The organism is Bacteroides ndongoniae, from assembly GCF_900108345.1.
GTDB classification, from domain to species: Bacteria; Bacteroidota; Bacteroidia; order Bacteroidales; family Bacteroidaceae; genus Bacteroides; species Bacteroides ndongoniae.
This window is the reverse complement of record NZ_FNVV01000014.1, coordinates 1,545,600-1,561,019: the sequence shown is the minus strand read 5'-3', so window position 1 is coordinate 1,561,019 and position 15,420 is coordinate 1,545,600. Positions and strand designations below refer to the sequence as shown.

Below are 15,420 nucleotides of genomic sequence, written 5' to 3'. Positions count from 1 at the left end.
GTTAGCTATTCGGAATGTACTTTTTTATTTTTTCAGCAGCAAAGTCTCATTTTTGAGTAGATACCATTCTTTTATTTTGAAAAATTATTTTGTTAAGTATCGAAATGTTATAAGCCTTTTACAAAAAGACGTTTCTCGGTATGGGAAAATATCCATTTTGTGAAATGCAGATTGATATTAATATTGTTCGTCCAATAGATAGTCATTCTATTGGACGAATTTTTTAGATAGAAATAATCATTTCCTTAGTGAAGCCAGTATAATACGCTATCTTTTCAATAGGAATATTGTCTTTCTTCATTTTAGTTATAATATCTATGTCTTTTAGGGTCAGAGAAGATATAGGTTCAAATAATATATCTGACAATTTACGGATAGCTTCAATAACTTTTTTCCTGTCAGATTCTATTTTTAAATTGATTCCACTAAACGGAGAAAGTTCGTCATGTAAGATAAGATAATATATTCCCCCTACTATTAAAGCTGATATAGAAACGATATCAATATCTGAGTTGGAGAATATATCTGAGAATTTTTTATTCAATGGTAACGTATGCAGCTCTCGTAACTGGGCAGTACGTTGACTGGTATCATTGTTGCTAAACAGTTCCCATTTCAGAAGCTCTTGCATGACCTTATTTCCCGATAGAGATTGAAACAAACCTATGAGGATGTTTATATACAGTTCTTTATCGTTATGTGACTGTTTTTGTGACTTTACAATATCACTAAACCAATAGTCATATTTCTTTACATACTCGTCTATAAAACTATTCAAATCATCATATCTATTATAGAATTGTACAGGCTCAATTTCAGCTTGTCGTATAATACCTGTAACTGTTAAATTAGAGAACCCTCCATTTTCAATTAAACAGGTTGCTGCATTAATAATACTTTCCTCTATGTCCTTTGTACTTCTTCTCTTTCTTCGAACTTTCATTTTATTGTTTTATTTTTATGATTTTATTTATATCATTGAGAGCATTGACTAAAGCGTCTAACTGTTCAAATTTATGTGTTGCAAGTACACTGACTCTTAATCTTGCTTCTTTTGTCCTTACTGCAGGATATACAATGGCAATGGTAAAGATACCTTTTTCTTGCAATATTTTAGCTATTTCATAAACCTTTTTATTATCTCTTATCATGATAGGAAAAATAGGGGAAACGGATTTTCCTATGTCGAATCCGTCTTCTATCAATCGCCTTCTGAGATAATTCGTGTTTTCCCAAAGTTTGGCTCTTATTTGAGGCTCTTTTTTTATAATCTCTAAAGCCTTTAATATGGATGCTGTAACTTGTGGCGTAGGGGCTGCTGAAAACACATTGCTGTCCGCATAAAATCTCAAATACTGTATTACCTTCCTTGAAGCTGCTGCAAATCCTCCTACACAGCCAAATGATTTGCTGAATGTGCCGGTAATAATATCTATTTGACCTAAACAATTATAATGTTCTGCTGTACCCCTGCCATTAGCTCCCATCACACCTATGCCGTGTGCATCATCCATCATTAGCATAACTTCATATTTGTTGCATAATTTAATGATTTCCGGAAGTTTGGATAAGTCTCCATCTTGTGAATACACTCCATCGATTATAACCAACTTGGTCTGGTACTTGTCTTTTACATCTTTGAGAACCATCTCAAGGTATTCCAAATCATTATGCCCAATCCGTTTTACATTCGTGCCTTTCAATCCTGCCATTGCACTTGTGTGGATATAAGGGTCTATTAATGCAATATCATTTTTACCTAACAAGGCTCTTAAGATACCGGAATTTGCTCCAAATCCTGAAGAAAATAATATGGCGTCTTCTTGTCCTATGAATGAAGCAATTTCCTTTTCTAATTGTTGATGAATATCAAGATAGCCGCCAATTACCTGTGCTGCGCAAGCACCGGTTCCATATTTTTTAATAGCATCTATGCCGGCCTGTTTGGTTTCGTCTCTTTGTGACATACCTAAATAGTCATTGGATATAAATGCAATGACAGATCCATCGAATCCTTCTATGTTCATGGTCGCTCCAATGCCAGAATTTGAAGTTATCCAATAACTTTTACATCCAAAGGCATTTAGTTGTTCAATGTACTGTTGAAAGTCATCTGCTCTTTCAATAGCATTTTTCCCAAAAGATAGCTCAAAGTCTTTTAATGAGTAATAAGTTTTTTTCATATAATGTATAGTTTAGATTGTATATTACAAATATACGAAAAGAGTTATGTTTCTGAACATAAAGTAAAAAAATACCTATAAATTTTATTGGATATACAATATAAATTGTATATTTGCATTGGGTAATTAAATAAGAAAGATATGGGAATGAAATTTAATTTGAAATGGATGAATCTGATAATTCTTTGTTTCTTTGCTGCACTATGTTCAAGTTGCTTAGATAATGAAGATGATGAGGATTGGAGTGAAGTCGTAAATTTATATGTTGCTTCTGAAAAAGGGGAGTATTATCCTCAAGAATATCCTAATGGACTTGCACCGTTGGAAGGTATAAAGATAAAGGAACATCCAAATGATGAGTGGACTATAATATCTATTAATGGTATTAAAGGATTTGTATATGAAGAGGGATTTGAGTATTATTTGAGGGTTGAAAAAACGCATTTGGGTAATCCTCCGGCAGATGGTATGGATGTAATATATAAGCTTATAGAAATTATATCGAAAGAGTAATTGTTTTATTGTTTTTAACCTTAACTTTGAAAAACTGCTTTATGAGAAAGAATTGCTTAAATTTCATGGGAGTGGCAGCTTTATTGCTGTTGGCTTCATGTGAAAATGATGAGTTGTGTAAAAGTACAGTAGATTTGGCGAAAAATACATCTACTGAAAGTGAGATCATAACTCTTAAGTCGGGTTCTACCGTTGAATTGAAAGACGGGAAATATTTTTGGATGGGAGATGTCATGCTGTCAGATGCACAATTAAAACAACTTGATAAGACTGGAGATATTTTCCAAGAGGATCAAGAAATCGGACGTGACAGAGGTACATTATTATCCAGTCCTATGACAGGATATGCTTCTGTTCCTAAAGATGTCAATTCACGTTCTACAGCTATATATCCTACTCCATATAATTTATGGGCTATGGTAAGATTTACTTATGCTAAAAGTGGTACGGGTACGACATTAAATCCTTATACGAAGTCTCTTATTAGGGAAGCACTTGAGTATTGGGAAGCTCATACGAATGTGAGATTTTATAATGCAACAGACCAACCAACAGTTGATCCTGATTATGGTTTTGCCTATCCTTATGTTAATTTTTGCGACGGAGATGCTAATGCTTCTTATGTAGGGCGTATTGATGGAAGACAAGATTTGACATTAGTACCTTATGGATGTACAGTAGGAAGTGTAATACATGAAATAGGCCATGCTATAGGATTATTACATGAACAATGCCGTTATGACAGGGATAATTATGTCACGGTTAATATAAATAATGTAAGTTCTGATAACAGACATAATTTTGAAAAGCGAACAAGTAACTATTTATGTACAGGAGCTTTTGATTTTGAATCAATAATGTTGTATTCATCTTATGATTTTGCTGTAGATCCTAGTATTCCAACAATGACCAAGAAAGATGGTACTACATTTACTGCTCAAAGAAATGGCTTGAGTGATTTGGATAAACGTTTCCCAAATACTTATTATTTACCATATACTGCACGTTCTGATGTGTATCGGGAGTTAGATGATGTCGTTTATGATAGTAACAATAACAGATTGACAGAAGAACAAAGAATACAGTTACAAGCACAACTTAACAACGGTAATCCCAATCCTCCTGCAGGTGGACGTATTCCAAATGAATTTTAATGTTTTAAGAGTATAATTAGTAGAGGCTGAATTTAAAATCAGGGTAGCCTCTCAGATTCAAGATTACGCCAAACAGATGATACCCGTCTGCTGAATAATTCACATACGATCCTCTATTTAATCCCGCAGGCATTGACATAAAATCAATGTCTGCGGGATTCATTATGCCCCGTTCAATTTTCCATTTTTATTTCCAGGGGTACTCTCATTATGGCTGTTGTTCCAACATTCATTGTTTACATAGGGAGTAGCCATTCATTTCACTGCAAAGTTTTATTGATGCCAGCCATATCTTTACAAGGTTCCCTTCCAGTTATGTCAGAAATCTTCCTTTTTCCTGAAGAAAAAGAGTATTTCAGTCATAAACCTTGCAGATATTGGCATCCATATATTAAGCAGTAAAATTGAATTAATTACTCCCTATTGATAAACAATGGATTATAATAGGGAAAAATTGAACTTAAATTTTTATGATTATGGTTAAAAAAGTTTTTAAAGTAGGTGGTTGCAAATTCTTTTTATTAAAATGGTGTGATAAGTGGGTATTTCCTCTTATTTCATATTATTTGGAGGGTAAAGATAGCCCTATTTACATGGCCCTTTTCTCGTGGAATCTAAAGGAAGGCATATTCGTAAAGGAAACTACTGTTACTATTAATTTTCCTAAGCATCCGCGTGGCTTTTGTTGCCAGTTTGTTGATCTCCAAAATAATGGTTCTTCAATTATTGATTGGCTTGTAGATAATGGCTTTGGTTTAGAGACGAAACGTTCTGTAACATCAGGTTTCACCTCTTATCCCGAATTCTACTTCGTAGGTGGCATTAATTTTCATAAGTACAGGAGGTTTTGTGATGAGCATCCGGAAATTTATAAATTTTTCCGTATTTGATTTTCCATCTGTTTTTCAGCCCCATAATCGGGGCTGGAATTTTTAAGCAGACTTTCCTTTTGTATTTTTTCCCTTTTATACATTCCTTTGAATGTATGTTTGTGTATCGTATAGTTTTTATCGGTTATATTTGAATCTACAGTTTTTATTATCCACTTCTAAAACCTCACTTTTGGCTTTTAGATGAAAAGAAGAATGTTATCAAAGTTGTGGTCTGTAAGTTTATGTTAAGTTCTGTTGTTACAAGGTTCTATTCAATGCTAAAGCTAATGGATAGATATATTTGTTATATGTTTTGAGCTTTTCCAGATCTACGCCATATCCTGTATATGGATTGCTTGTTTCATCATAGAAAAAAATATCCATTATATCTCCGTTTCTCACAATTCTTTCACCTGTTTGCGGTATATCTTCCAAAGTGCAGATTTCCAGTGGTAGTGAATCCACGTTACAGGGGGTACCGTTTCCCAGTAAATTCATGTGGTAGTTGAATATTACAAATCCCTTACGTTTAAAATCAAGTCTGATTCCGTATGGACGGCTTGTAAGGAAGGCGTCTGCAGCTTTTGTTATATAATTCTCCATGATAGTTTTCTGATGTAAAAGTCATGCAAAGTTAAGGCTTTTTCCAAAGGTGTACAAAGCCTGTATCCTGTTTTTCTTGCCATTCGTCATGGTTGCCTGTGTTTGGCCAGCTCTTTCGGATATTCCCTGCAAAATTGTGGGGCTGCCTTTGTCAACCGTCAAACCGGGACACTGGCAGATTGCCTGTTCATGAAAAATCTTCCTCTGACATGCAGAGCGTATTTGTTCATGCCCTCATTTGTCTTGTTGCAGCAGTCCCACCCTATGGGCAGAAAATATCCCGATGGGCTGGCTGAAAGCCGGCAAGCAGAGGGAGTTAAACAAATGAGACTATGGCAGCAATCAACGAAAATCTGAAAAGGCAGTTGGCAAAGAAAATGTATCACTTCGTTAAATATTTCCCTGTACGCATCAGAAATGTAGGGGAAGATGCAGTCGAAAACCGTAAACTCGTATGGGGATTTAAGGATGCAAATCGTGAAGTCACACTTAAAGTGGCACAGATGACCGCATCATATCTCCTGAACGAATTTGGTGATAAGGTGAAAAGTATTGTTTTTGTATGTATTCCGGCAAGTACATGCGAACAGAACGAAAATAGGTACAGGTTCTTCTGCGAGCAGGTTAGCAGTCTGGCAGGTGTTATGAACGGATTTTCCCATATCCGGATTCTGGCTGACCGTCCGGCGGTTCACGAAAACCGGAAGAAAAAAACACATGTGGATTTTTCCGAACGGTTAATGAAATTTGATGAAGATTTCTTTAAGGAAAAAGACGTACTGATTTACGATGATGTTGTCACTACCGGAATGAGTTATGCAGAGCTGGCCGAACGTTTGGAATTTTTGGGAGCAAATGTTTTGGGAGGGCTCTTCTTGAGTCGTACATACTATAAATACCAATAAATATGGAAAAAACAAAAATTTGTAATAAAGGTGTCGCTTTTACAGGACACAGAGATATTTTGTGTTCTAAACGCAGAGAGTTAAGGCAAAGGTTATCTTTTTGCGTGAGGAATTTGTATCACGAAGGAATGTTGGACTTTTATTGTGGTGCAGCTTGGGGATTTGACCTTTTGGCAGCCGAAGTTGTATTGTCTTTGAAAGGTGAGTTGCCAGCCATTCGATTAATTTGTGTACTCCCATATAGGGGGCAGTCTGAAAAATGGAATTTGATTGAGCAAGCAAAATATAAACGTGTAATATCAAAAGCTGATGACGTTGTCATATTGAGTGAAAATTATTTTGGAGGCTGTTTTTTTCGTCGAAATGATTATTTGGTAAATCATTCATGTGGGATAGTTGCCTATTATGACGGAAAGCCAAAGGGAGGAACTTTCTATACGGTCAGAAAAGCCCAGGCGAAAAGTTTATGGGTGATAAACCTTTATCATTAAGGGTCGTTCTCATAAGAGTACTTTTCGAGGCCACTAAGTCCTTTAATGTTAATAATTCTTTGAAGGACTTAGTGGCTGAAGACTATTCCCTCTTTTAAATGTCAACGCTAACATTTATTCCGGTTTATTTTTCTTGTTTTTATTGCGTGGCCCACTGAATTTTCCCCGGTTTAACTTTACACCATATTTATTGAGAATGCGAAAAACGGAACTTCTGCTACTGAATCCGCTCATTTCAAAAATATCATCAATGGAATGTCCGTTGTTGTACATGTCAACTATCATTCTTTCACGCTCTGTTTTAGATATGGATCCTCCGGTTTTAGAGGGTTGCTTAATGTATTGTTGCAAATGCATTATATGCGAAGATGACTTGCGTAAGGCAGCAATTTCTTCAGGAAGAGAACCAAACATTTTAATAACATCTGATACTTTTGTATCCGGGAATAATTCATCTTTGGTATCTATCCCGTCATGTATGGAAATAATGCGTGCATCTTTTATACGACATAGTTCAAGGAACGTTGCCAATTCACGTGTACCACGTACTGCATTACTGAACTTCGATACAACTATTTCATCTCCTCTCTCAATACTGGCCATCAGTTGTTTCCATAGAGGACGCAAAATCTCATGATCGGTAGATTCCTCAAATACTTGTACACATCCATATTGTAGCATCCATTCCTTGTCTGCCTCAAGCATATCATACTGGTTTGCCATAAAAATGTAACCTACTTTTGCCATATATTTAGTTGATGTTATTGATAACAATTGCAAATATAGAAGTTTTATTCTGTATTAAATCATACTTTAATGAAATTTTGAAAATCGTCGATTCTAATCATTTATTCTTTCTCTTTTTATCATTGTAAATCAAACTATTGAATATGATAGTACAATTAAATCAAAATCTGTTTTTTGATGCATTGTTTCCTGAAAATAATATATAGATTTGCATAGTAAAATATGAATTAAGAATATGAAAATTAAAAAATCATACTTTGAAATCATGGGCTTGATAAACAGATTTGCGCCCATTTTATTTTCCATCTTGCTGTTTATTTCTTGCAGCGGAAAAAATGGAAAAAACATTGTTGATAGTGTAAATGATCCTGTCACAAAATACAAGACTTACTTGAACAAAGTGCGTAAAATTGAAAATATATCAGTGAGCGACCTTATATTGTATGTTAACGATTGGCAGAAACTTAAAGATACCGTATCGGTACTTATCAGTCAAGATACAATAAAGGCTCATTCTACAGCACAGATAGACTGTGCTCTTTTATATGATTCCATTCGCATGGAGTTTTCTCGATTAGTTATGGAAGTCCCTCGCACCTATAAAGAGGTGCTTATAATTAAAGAGCGTTTATCGCCATACGATTCTATTAAAGAACTTCAATCTTCAGTTGACAAGATAAGACCATTTTTTAGTTCTTTGGATAAGCATGCAACTCATAAAGAGGGCCGAAATGGTATCTTGACTATTTATCGTTCCCTTTTGAAAGAGACGCTGAATAAGGGTATTCATAACATAGATGAACTTAAGAACTTCATTGAAAAAGAAGATATAGTATTCAGATCATTTCTCCCATATATGAGTGAGTTGAATGATATGGACATAACTGATATCGCCAGAAATACGGATAAATGTTATTCTTTCGTTTTTTCTAAATACGGTTGCCATGACATAACCTACACTGATGCTATGGTATATATAGCAATGCGAACCAATCGTAGGTTAATTCAGAATGTCCGGATGTGTCTGGAAGACATACACCAAGGAAAAGTGAAGAACAAGCAACAGGCTTGGGCCTATATCTACATGATTCTACAGCCTTATGCTTCCTTGGATTATTTAAATACAGCAGTGCTTTCACATAGAGAAAAAGAAGAGCTGTATGATATGGCAGCCTGCATTCCCAGAGCTTTTGAGATACTGGCAGCAACTCTGGAAACTGAGGATAAAAGATTGAATGATCTGCCGGGTATGCTTATTGATATATTCATAAGTTCATTATAAATTCTATTTTGATATATTAGGTATTATGCTGAGACATTTTTTGGATGATTTTTTATCGTTTGTTCCACTCCAACTGCCACAACTGCTTGATGTGACAACAATGGAGGAGCCAAAGTTTTATGGCGATTATGTATTACTGACATTCCCTCTAAGAGATCCGTATGAATTGGAAGAAGTAATGGATATGTTTGAGGATGATATGGAGTTGATAACCCTTTATCATCATATTCCTATGCTGTCTGAAAAGTTTGGTCATTGCACTTGTGCTTATTCCAATCCTTCATTTGGCCAGATGTTTAAGATGAATGCACGGACAGATGATAAGGGAATGGTAACTTTCATCACAGCTACTGTGTATGATTCATTAGAACAGATGTATGGTGATTTGTGTCTTGATCTTGATGTGCATTCCAAAGGAGGAACTTTCAAATACAAGAAGGAGAAGGAAGACATATTGCTAGATTTTATGTAAGTCTACACAGAATGCGACATACTTTATACAAGCGGCTTGTTTATTGGATTGATGCCAACCAAACTTGGATAGAAGTGGTCAATGACAATCTTTACAAGGAGCAGCTCATCAAAGGATATGGACGAACAGGATACTGGGTTTCACGGAACCTGATGCTGAAAGCATACCGTTCCAATGGTGCATATAAAAAAGGAACGACTTGGATAATTCCCGAGAATGATTTGGATAAGGCATTGGCAGCTTATCGTAAAAAAGATCCTCTGTTCAAACAGCGCATTAAAAGGCATCCCGATAGTCTGACTGCCAAAGATACCGAGGTTATCATCCAAATGGCCACATATGGCCTTGTACGATTAGAACTAGATAAATATTCCATTTTTACAATTCCAGAAATATACAAACTATGACTTGGATTATCTTACATTTCATTTTCCTTTTAATACCGGTCGTTGTACCTGTTGCTTTGTACAGGAACAAAGGACGTATAATGACACATTTCTATTTGATAATGGCTATGAATGTCAAGGCACGAAAGTTCTATGTTCGATTCTGGCTTCTTTTGCTGCTACTATTTCATTACGACAGTACATTTTTGCTGAAGGACAGGTTGGGCATTATGTTATCGACAATATTTTGTATAATGATGTTTTCCTTCAAATGGTCTGACCGATGGATGAAAGATGTACATGACCGCATAAGGACAGTTGTCATTTTGTCTATAATGGCATTGGTTGCTGTTGCCATACCACAGTTGTACACACTGTCGATTAGTATTGTCCTATTTCTTACGGCATCTCTTTTTTACCCATCATCAAAGGTTATATCCGAATGTCAGGATACGGATAATGTCCAAAATTTATTGAAACATCCTGATGAGCTGATCAAAAGCTATTACAATTATCATCACGCATAAAGCCACGATTTTGCGGATAGTGGCATTGGGGTTCATCCGCATGAAAAATCAATCAATTAAAACATGACAGAATGAAAAATAAGCAAAAATTATCCGCTTCAATAGTAGCGGACGTGGAGGTCTTTGACTTCCTTAAAGAAAAAGTAGGTGAAAGGAAAACACGAACGGAAGCATATTGTGATTTATTGGACAAGTCACAAAATGGTTTTATTTCCCCTTTTTTAAGAAGAGTGGATTATGCACTTGAGCCGCATCAGTGTCATGTGACCATATCTGACCTTGCAACGGAATGGCGTTGGCATCGTGCTACTGTACGTTCGTTTTTGGACACCCTTGAGGAAATGGGGCAATTGAAAAGGGTTAAGTTGGCAAAAAGTGTAGTAATCACAATGGCATTGCATGAACAGGAAGAGAAGGCTGATAATGTACACGAAGAATCAGCTTTTACCATACGCTTGATGGAAGCATTGTCCAATTGGATTGTTGGCAAAACAGATTCAGTCATGACAGGTAAATCATGTACTGAGATAATACAACAGAAAACAGGTGTATTGTTCAACAAAGAAGACTTCTTGGTATCTGGTACCGTTTTAGATGAGTCGGCTTCTTATTGTGAACAGCAAAACGAAATTAGGGAAATAACAATGAGTTGTATTGCCTTTGCCGCATTACAAAAGGTCTTGAGAAAATCAAGGTTTGATGAAAGGAAGCCGTTACAGGAGTTTTTCCAGAATGATTGTTGTGGTCAATGGGATAATTTTCTTGAGTTATGCAAGACTCTTGCAGAACTTGTAGTAACCGGAACAGAAAATGGAGCTGATACAGATTCTCCAATAAAAAAAGAACTCAAATCCCTTCGTTCCCCTTTTCTTTCATTGCTTGCAAAATCGCAGGAGGTTATCTGAGTTCTAACCGATTTCAAATGATTGTATAACTACGGATATTTCTTATTGTTTCGGCAGTATGGCGTACTACCTTTTGTAAATGGCATCCGGGCTTGCCCGTCTGCCACGAAACAGAGGGAAGGGGGAGCCTAATACCCCTGGTGACTTACGTCACCGGGAGAGGTGTCCAGACAAGCAGCAAGCTGGGACACATGGATTATCCTGAATTAATAGAATTGTAGTATGGTTAAAGCAAAACAGGTACTTGATGTACATGTATCAAAAGGCATTACCAGGGCGCAAAGCAATGAGCATCTGCGTTGCCGTAGCGCAAAAGCCACAGAATATGCCATGAGCAAGGGAAACTATGATCCTACACGTGAACGCCTCAATTTTGAGATTGTTCGCGGTGGAAAGGTGCAGCAGGTAGATACCAGCCGCAGCATCCCGGACCGGATGGCGGTATTGTTGCGTAGCCGTGGAATAAAGGACCCTAATGAAGGACTGGCGGAACCTAAATACCGTACAGTGGTCAACATTATTTTTGGTGGTTCAAGAGAGCGTATGCAGGAACTTGCTTTCGGCAATCAGAATGTGGATTTTTCCAAAGATAGTGATAACTCCCATATTGTAAGAAAGCCGGAAATTGAACAATGGGCAAAAGACGTTTATTCATTTGTTTCTGATAAATATGGAGAGGAGAACATTGCAGCTTTTGTTGTACATCTCGATGAGCTGAACCCGCACGTCCATTGTACGCTTTTGCCAATCAAAAATGGGCGGTTTGCATACAAAGAAATTTTTGCGGGAAAGGATAAGTTTGAATATAGCGAACGAATGAAGCAGCTTCACAGTGATTTTGCGGAGGTGAACAGAAAATGGGGAATGTCACGAGGTACAAGTATTTCGGAGACAGGTGCTAAGCACAGATCCACGGAAGAATACCGACGTATGCTTTCCGAAGAGTGTACAACTAAAGAAGAACAGATTGAACGCCATAAGGCTGTCTTAGCTTCACTCCAGTCTGATATAAGATTGGCAGAACGAAGAGTGAAGGGCCTTACCTCCATGGTAGAGAATCTAAAGCATGATATGGAGAAAAAGCAGGCTCAGCTGTCATCATTGGAAAATGAATTGAAGGAACAAAAGGGCGATGCTTCTGCCATTTCGGAACAGAAAGAACGGCTTGAAAAAGAATTGGCTGCTATTCAATTGAAACTGGCAGACAAGCAGGAAAAGCTTGATGTCGCTGATAGACAGCTCTCTGATTTAAGGGAGAATATGAATGCCATTAAAGAGCGGACAGAAGAGCTGAAAGAAGAAGCTTATCGGTATTCTCGTGATGTACATTCTAAAGTGGACAGTTTGCTTAAAGACGCAATGCTGGAAGAAATGGTTAACGAACATCGTGGCTTATCGGCAAGGTTGCCTCTTTCAGAACGGCAGATTTTTGACGATTCACTTGTCCGATCTGTAGCAGAACGCGGTACTGAAGTCATGCAATGTGCTACAATGCTGTTTCTCGGAATGGTGGATGATGCCACTACTTTTGCCGAAACACATGGTGGTGGAGGTGGTGGAAGCGATCTCAAATGGGGACGTGATGAAGACGAGGACAACCGTGCCTGGGCACGGCGTTGCATGAGGATGGCATCACGTATGATGCGTCCTGCCAGTGGCAAGAAACCTAAGCGTTAATTGGCAAAGAATTGTCGTTAGGTAATTTTTTAACTCATAATTAATTCGAATATGATAAAACTGATTACTATTTGTTTTGTTACGTTATGTACGATACAAACGTATGCAAGTGAGCAATACCATTATACAGATACTGTACAATGTAAATCGCGTGAGTATAGCCAGGAGATTTTACAACCTCTGGAGCCAACCTGGCTTGATGGTGTGCTTGTTCCGGCAGGTAGAAGCGGCAACTGGTTTGTCACGGTTGCAGGTGGATTGAATGCATTTCTTGGAACACCGTTGGGGTGTGATGATTTGTTTGGCCGTATGAAGCCGGCCTACAGTTTTGCTGTAGGCAAATGGTTTACTCCGGCTGTAGGCGGCCGTATCAATTATAATGGGATGGCATTTAAAGATGGTTTGTTGTCCGATCAGAAGTATCATTATGTCCATGCGGATCTGATGTGGAATATATTTGGGCGCAGGTATGCCAGACAGGAACAGGTACGATGGACTGTCGCTCCTTTTGCAGGTGTCGGAATGATACATCACGCTACCAATGGTAATAATCCTTTTGCTCTGTCTTATGGCATCCAGGGACAATATAAACTCTCCAAAAGAGTAAGTCTGCTTATGGAACTTTCTGGCATGACTACCTTTCAGAATTTCGATGGTTTAGGCCGTCCGAATCGTCCAGGAGACAATATGCTTCTGCTTACAACGGGATTGTCATTCTCTATTGGAAAAACAGGATGGAAACGTGTTGTTGATGCCGGACCTTATATGCGAATGAATGAACAATTGGTTGGATATGCCAATTCTCTTTCAGCGGAAAACCGTTACTATGCCGGTAAGAATGAGAAGAACAAACGGACTTTGATTGAACTGAAAAAAATTATGGAGATAGAAGGATTACTCGATAAGTATTCCCATCTTTTTGCCGATAGTTGTGAACATGCCGGACACACTTACCCTGTAAATAATTATAGTGGTTTGAACTCGCTTTTGGCAAGATTGAAGAATAAGAAATGGAATGGCAAATCGGTTGACGAAAGTTCAAGTCAGATTCCTGTAACGTTTCCGAGAGATAGCCTGTGTTCAAATGACAATAATACTCAGGGGGTATGTACTGCTGAAGAATTGGAACCAAAATATTTTTCGGAAGTAGATTCTGCATATATGAAAAAATATGCCGGTTGTTTTTCTAATGGAATCATTGGTTCACCTGTATATTTCTTTTTCAATTTAAATTCGGTACAGCTTACCGATAGGTCACAATCCATTAATCTTGATGCGTTAGCCCGAGTTGCCGTTAAATACGATTTGTGTGTAAAGGTTACTGGTGCGGCTGATAAGGAAACAGGGAGCTTTGCTATCAATGACTCGTTGAGTCTGACAAGGGCCAATTATATCTCGGAGCAACTGCAATGCCGGGGTGTAAAAGCTGAAAAAATAATTGTGGATAGTAAAGGTGGCATATCAGATTATTTGCCTACAGAGGCTAACAGAAACACTAAAGTTGAACTGCTTGTTCCGGATATAGTGAGGGCTTCTGGAATGTAGGAAAAATAAGTATAGAGAAGGATTGTCTGATTGTTAAGTTTTGTGGTTGATCAGAAAGCAGGGCCGGATTTTGTTTTTGACCCTGCTTTCATTCGTTTTGTATAATAAGAAAATTATGTTATGAGCAGACAATTACCAGCTGTTGGTCAAAAAAGCATTTCCAACGATCAGGCTGTCGGCTGAGAGTGTTATTGTTGTAAAGAGTGGTCGCTTTTTGTCCACGTTAAATACTTCCTTGTAAAAAACTATATAGGCACATCTGAACTCAATAGTTCTAAAGACGGAATTGTCATCAGTTCTGTATAAAGTGATTTTCCCACTGACGGGTTTGAATTGGCTGTTCACCATTGATTCAAGAATTTCTGTATCCTTTGTGGCCTCTATGCTGAATGTTAGTCTTCCTCCTATAACAGATGTTACAGGTCTGCCTTTATTATCTGTCTTGCGACTGAATTCAATGTGAGAAAAAAGAATATCTATTTCTCTTCCACGCATACTTACGGTTGCTCTCAATGCTCCCATACTATTGTTGTTTAATGGTTATGAATCAGGATTAATAACATTCTGATTAAAGCAGAGCCCCGCTTTCGAAAAATAAAAAGGATGTCTCAAAAAACAAATATAGAATGAAAATGTATTTCTTCCAAACAGTTTTGGGAAAAAGGTATGTTTTTAGTTTGAAAAGTCATGAAAATAGCTATTCTTGTGGTAGATAAAAAGAAATAAAGATAAAGATATCGTAGAATTACACTGATTTTGTATCTTTGCTATATACGAACAACTGATAACTTAAAATTATGATTACTAGAAAAGACTTTGATACAATTGTTATAATTGCTGATAATATATGCTATTCCAAAGAATCTGTTGGAATTTACAGCAGAGAACCAGATAGAGCCCAAAAAAGCAATGTTGACAGTTTAATTGATAGCATGAAGAAAATATTCAACAATGTTGTTTTATATAATAATCCTGCACTATTTTTAGAAAAAGCTACATTACATAAAAATGATATAATTTTTCCTTACTGGCATGGAGAGAAATCGAGAAATAAGCAGGCACTTGTTGCTTCTATATGTGAGACTTACAATATGATTTATATTTGCATATTCCGGTGGATACCCGTTCAGCATTTCCGGTGATATCCGTTCAGTCCCC

Annotated in this window: 17 protein-coding genes; 12 read left to right on the top strand and 5 right to left on the bottom strand. The window is 37.1% G+C overall.

Features of this window, described 5'->3' with window-relative positions:
• Nucleotides 1–223: 223 nt before the first annotated feature.
• Nucleotides 224–943, bottom strand: coding sequence for a TetR/AcrR family transcriptional regulator (locus BQ5591_RS17265; RefSeq protein ID WP_071150272.1), 720 nt, complete (start codon nt 941–943; stop codon nt 224–226).
• A 1-nt stretch (nt 944) separates the two neighbouring features.
• Nucleotides 945–2,183, bottom strand: coding sequence for an aminotransferase class I/II-fold pyridoxal phosphate-dependent enzyme (locus BQ5591_RS17260; protein ID WP_071150271.1), 1,239 nt, complete (start codon nt 2,181–2,183; stop codon nt 945–947).
• A gap of 141 nt (nt 2,184–2,324) precedes the next feature.
• On the opposite strand from BQ5591_RS17260, the gene BQ5591_RS17255 reads away from it, so the two are divergent.
• From BQ5591_RS17255 to BQ5591_RS17245, 3 genes are all read left to right on the top strand, one after another.
• Nucleotides 2,325–2,696, top strand: a complete 372-nt coding sequence (locus BQ5591_RS17255; RefSeq protein WP_071150270.1) for a DUF4377 domain-containing protein — start codon at nt 2,325–2,327, stop codon at nt 2,694–2,696.
• Nucleotides 2,697–2,737: 41 nt separating this feature from the next.
• Complete coding sequence (locus tag BQ5591_RS17250) at nt 2,738–3,850, top strand: M12 family metallopeptidase (protein ID WP_083381018.1); 1,113 nt, start codon at nt 2,738–2,740, stop codon at nt 3,848–3,850.
• A 470-nt stretch (nt 3,851–4,320) separates the two neighbouring features.
• On the top strand, nt 4,321–4,740 hold the full coding sequence (locus BQ5591_RS17245; protein WP_071150268.1) for a DUF4313 domain-containing protein: 420 nt from the start codon (nt 4,321–4,323) through the stop codon (nt 4,738–4,740).
• A gap of 240 nt (nt 4,741–4,980) precedes the next feature.
• On the opposite strand, the gene BQ5591_RS17240 is transcribed toward BQ5591_RS17245, so the two are convergent.
• The gene (locus BQ5591_RS17240) at nt 4,981–5,325 is read right to left on the bottom strand and encodes a hypothetical protein (RefSeq protein ID WP_071150267.1); all 345 of its coding nucleotides are present in this window, start codon (nt 5,323–5,325) and stop codon (nt 4,981–4,983) included.
• Between the two features lie 365 nt (nt 5,326–5,690).
• Here BQ5591_RS17240 and BQ5591_RS17235 point away from each other — a divergent pair, with 365 nt between their 5' ends.
• A complete protein-coding gene (locus BQ5591_RS17235) occupies nt 5,691–6,230 on the top strand; it encodes a phosphoribosyltransferase (protein ID WP_235817108.1) in 540 nt (179 codons plus the stop codon).
• Nucleotides 6,231–6,232: 2 nt separating this feature from the next.
• The gene (locus BQ5591_RS17230; RefSeq protein ID WP_071150265.1) at nt 6,233–6,721 is read left to right on the top strand and encodes an SLOG family protein; all 489 of its coding nucleotides are present in this window, start codon (nt 6,233–6,235) and stop codon (nt 6,719–6,721) included.
• A 114-nt stretch (nt 6,722–6,835) separates the two neighbouring features.
• Here BQ5591_RS17230 and BQ5591_RS17225 read toward each other — a convergent pair whose 3' ends face one another.
• Nucleotides 6,836–7,468 (bottom strand): recombinase family protein, encoded by a 633-nt coding sequence (locus BQ5591_RS17225; protein WP_071150264.1) that lies wholly within the window; start codon nt 7,466–7,468, stop codon nt 6,836–6,838.
• 235 nt (nt 7,469–7,703) lie between these two features.
• Between BQ5591_RS17225 and BQ5591_RS17220 the strand changes: the two genes are divergently transcribed.
• The 6 genes from BQ5591_RS17220 (at nt 7,704) to BQ5591_RS17190 (ending at nt 14,262) form a co-directional block, all read left to right on the top strand.
• Complete coding sequence (locus BQ5591_RS17220; RefSeq protein ID WP_071150263.1) at nt 7,704–8,750, top strand: hypothetical protein; 1,047 nt, start codon at nt 7,704–7,706, stop codon at nt 8,748–8,750.
• Nucleotides 8,751–8,775: 25 nt separating this feature from the next.
• Nucleotides 8,776–9,222: a hypothetical protein gene (locus BQ5591_RS17215; protein WP_071150262.1), complete on the top strand. Its 447-nt coding sequence runs from the start codon at nt 8,776–8,778 to the stop codon at nt 9,220–9,222.
• 11 nt (nt 9,223–9,233) lie between these two features.
• Nucleotides 9,234–9,629: a hypothetical protein gene (locus tag BQ5591_RS17210; protein ID WP_071150261.1), complete on the top strand. Its 396-nt coding sequence runs from the start codon at nt 9,234–9,236 to the stop codon at nt 9,627–9,629.
• Between the two features lie 577 nt (nt 9,630–10,206).
• On the top strand, nt 10,207–11,040 hold the full coding sequence (locus BQ5591_RS17200; protein ID WP_071150259.1) for a MarR family transcriptional regulator: 834 nt from the start codon (nt 10,207–10,209) through the stop codon (nt 11,038–11,040).
• A 222-nt stretch (nt 11,041–11,262) separates the two neighbouring features.
• Nucleotides 11,263–12,717 carry a MobV family relaxase gene (gene mobV / locus BQ5591_RS17195; protein ID WP_071150258.1) on the top strand — a complete coding sequence of 485 codons (1,455 nt, stop codon included), beginning with the start codon at nt 11,263–11,265 and terminating at the stop codon, nt 12,715–12,717.
• A 51-nt stretch (nt 12,718–12,768) separates the two neighbouring features.
• Nucleotides 12,769–14,262 (top strand): OmpA family protein, encoded by a 1,494-nt coding sequence (locus BQ5591_RS17190; protein WP_071150257.1) that lies wholly within the window; start codon nt 12,769–12,771, stop codon nt 14,260–14,262.
• A gap of 132 nt (nt 14,263–14,394) precedes the next feature.
• On the opposite strand, the gene tssD is transcribed toward BQ5591_RS17190, so the two are convergent.
• Nucleotides 14,395–14,784 (bottom strand): type VI secretion system tube protein TssD, encoded by a 390-nt coding sequence (gene tssD / locus BQ5591_RS17185; RefSeq protein ID WP_071150256.1) that lies wholly within the window; start codon nt 14,782–14,784, stop codon nt 14,395–14,397.
• 275 nt (nt 14,785–15,059) lie between these two features.
• Between tssD and BQ5591_RS17180 the strand changes: the two genes are divergently transcribed.
• A complete protein-coding gene (locus tag BQ5591_RS17180; RefSeq protein ID WP_071150255.1) occupies nt 15,060–15,404 on the top strand; it encodes a hypothetical protein in 345 nt (114 codons plus the stop codon).
• Nucleotides 15,405–15,420: the final 16 nt, after the last annotated feature.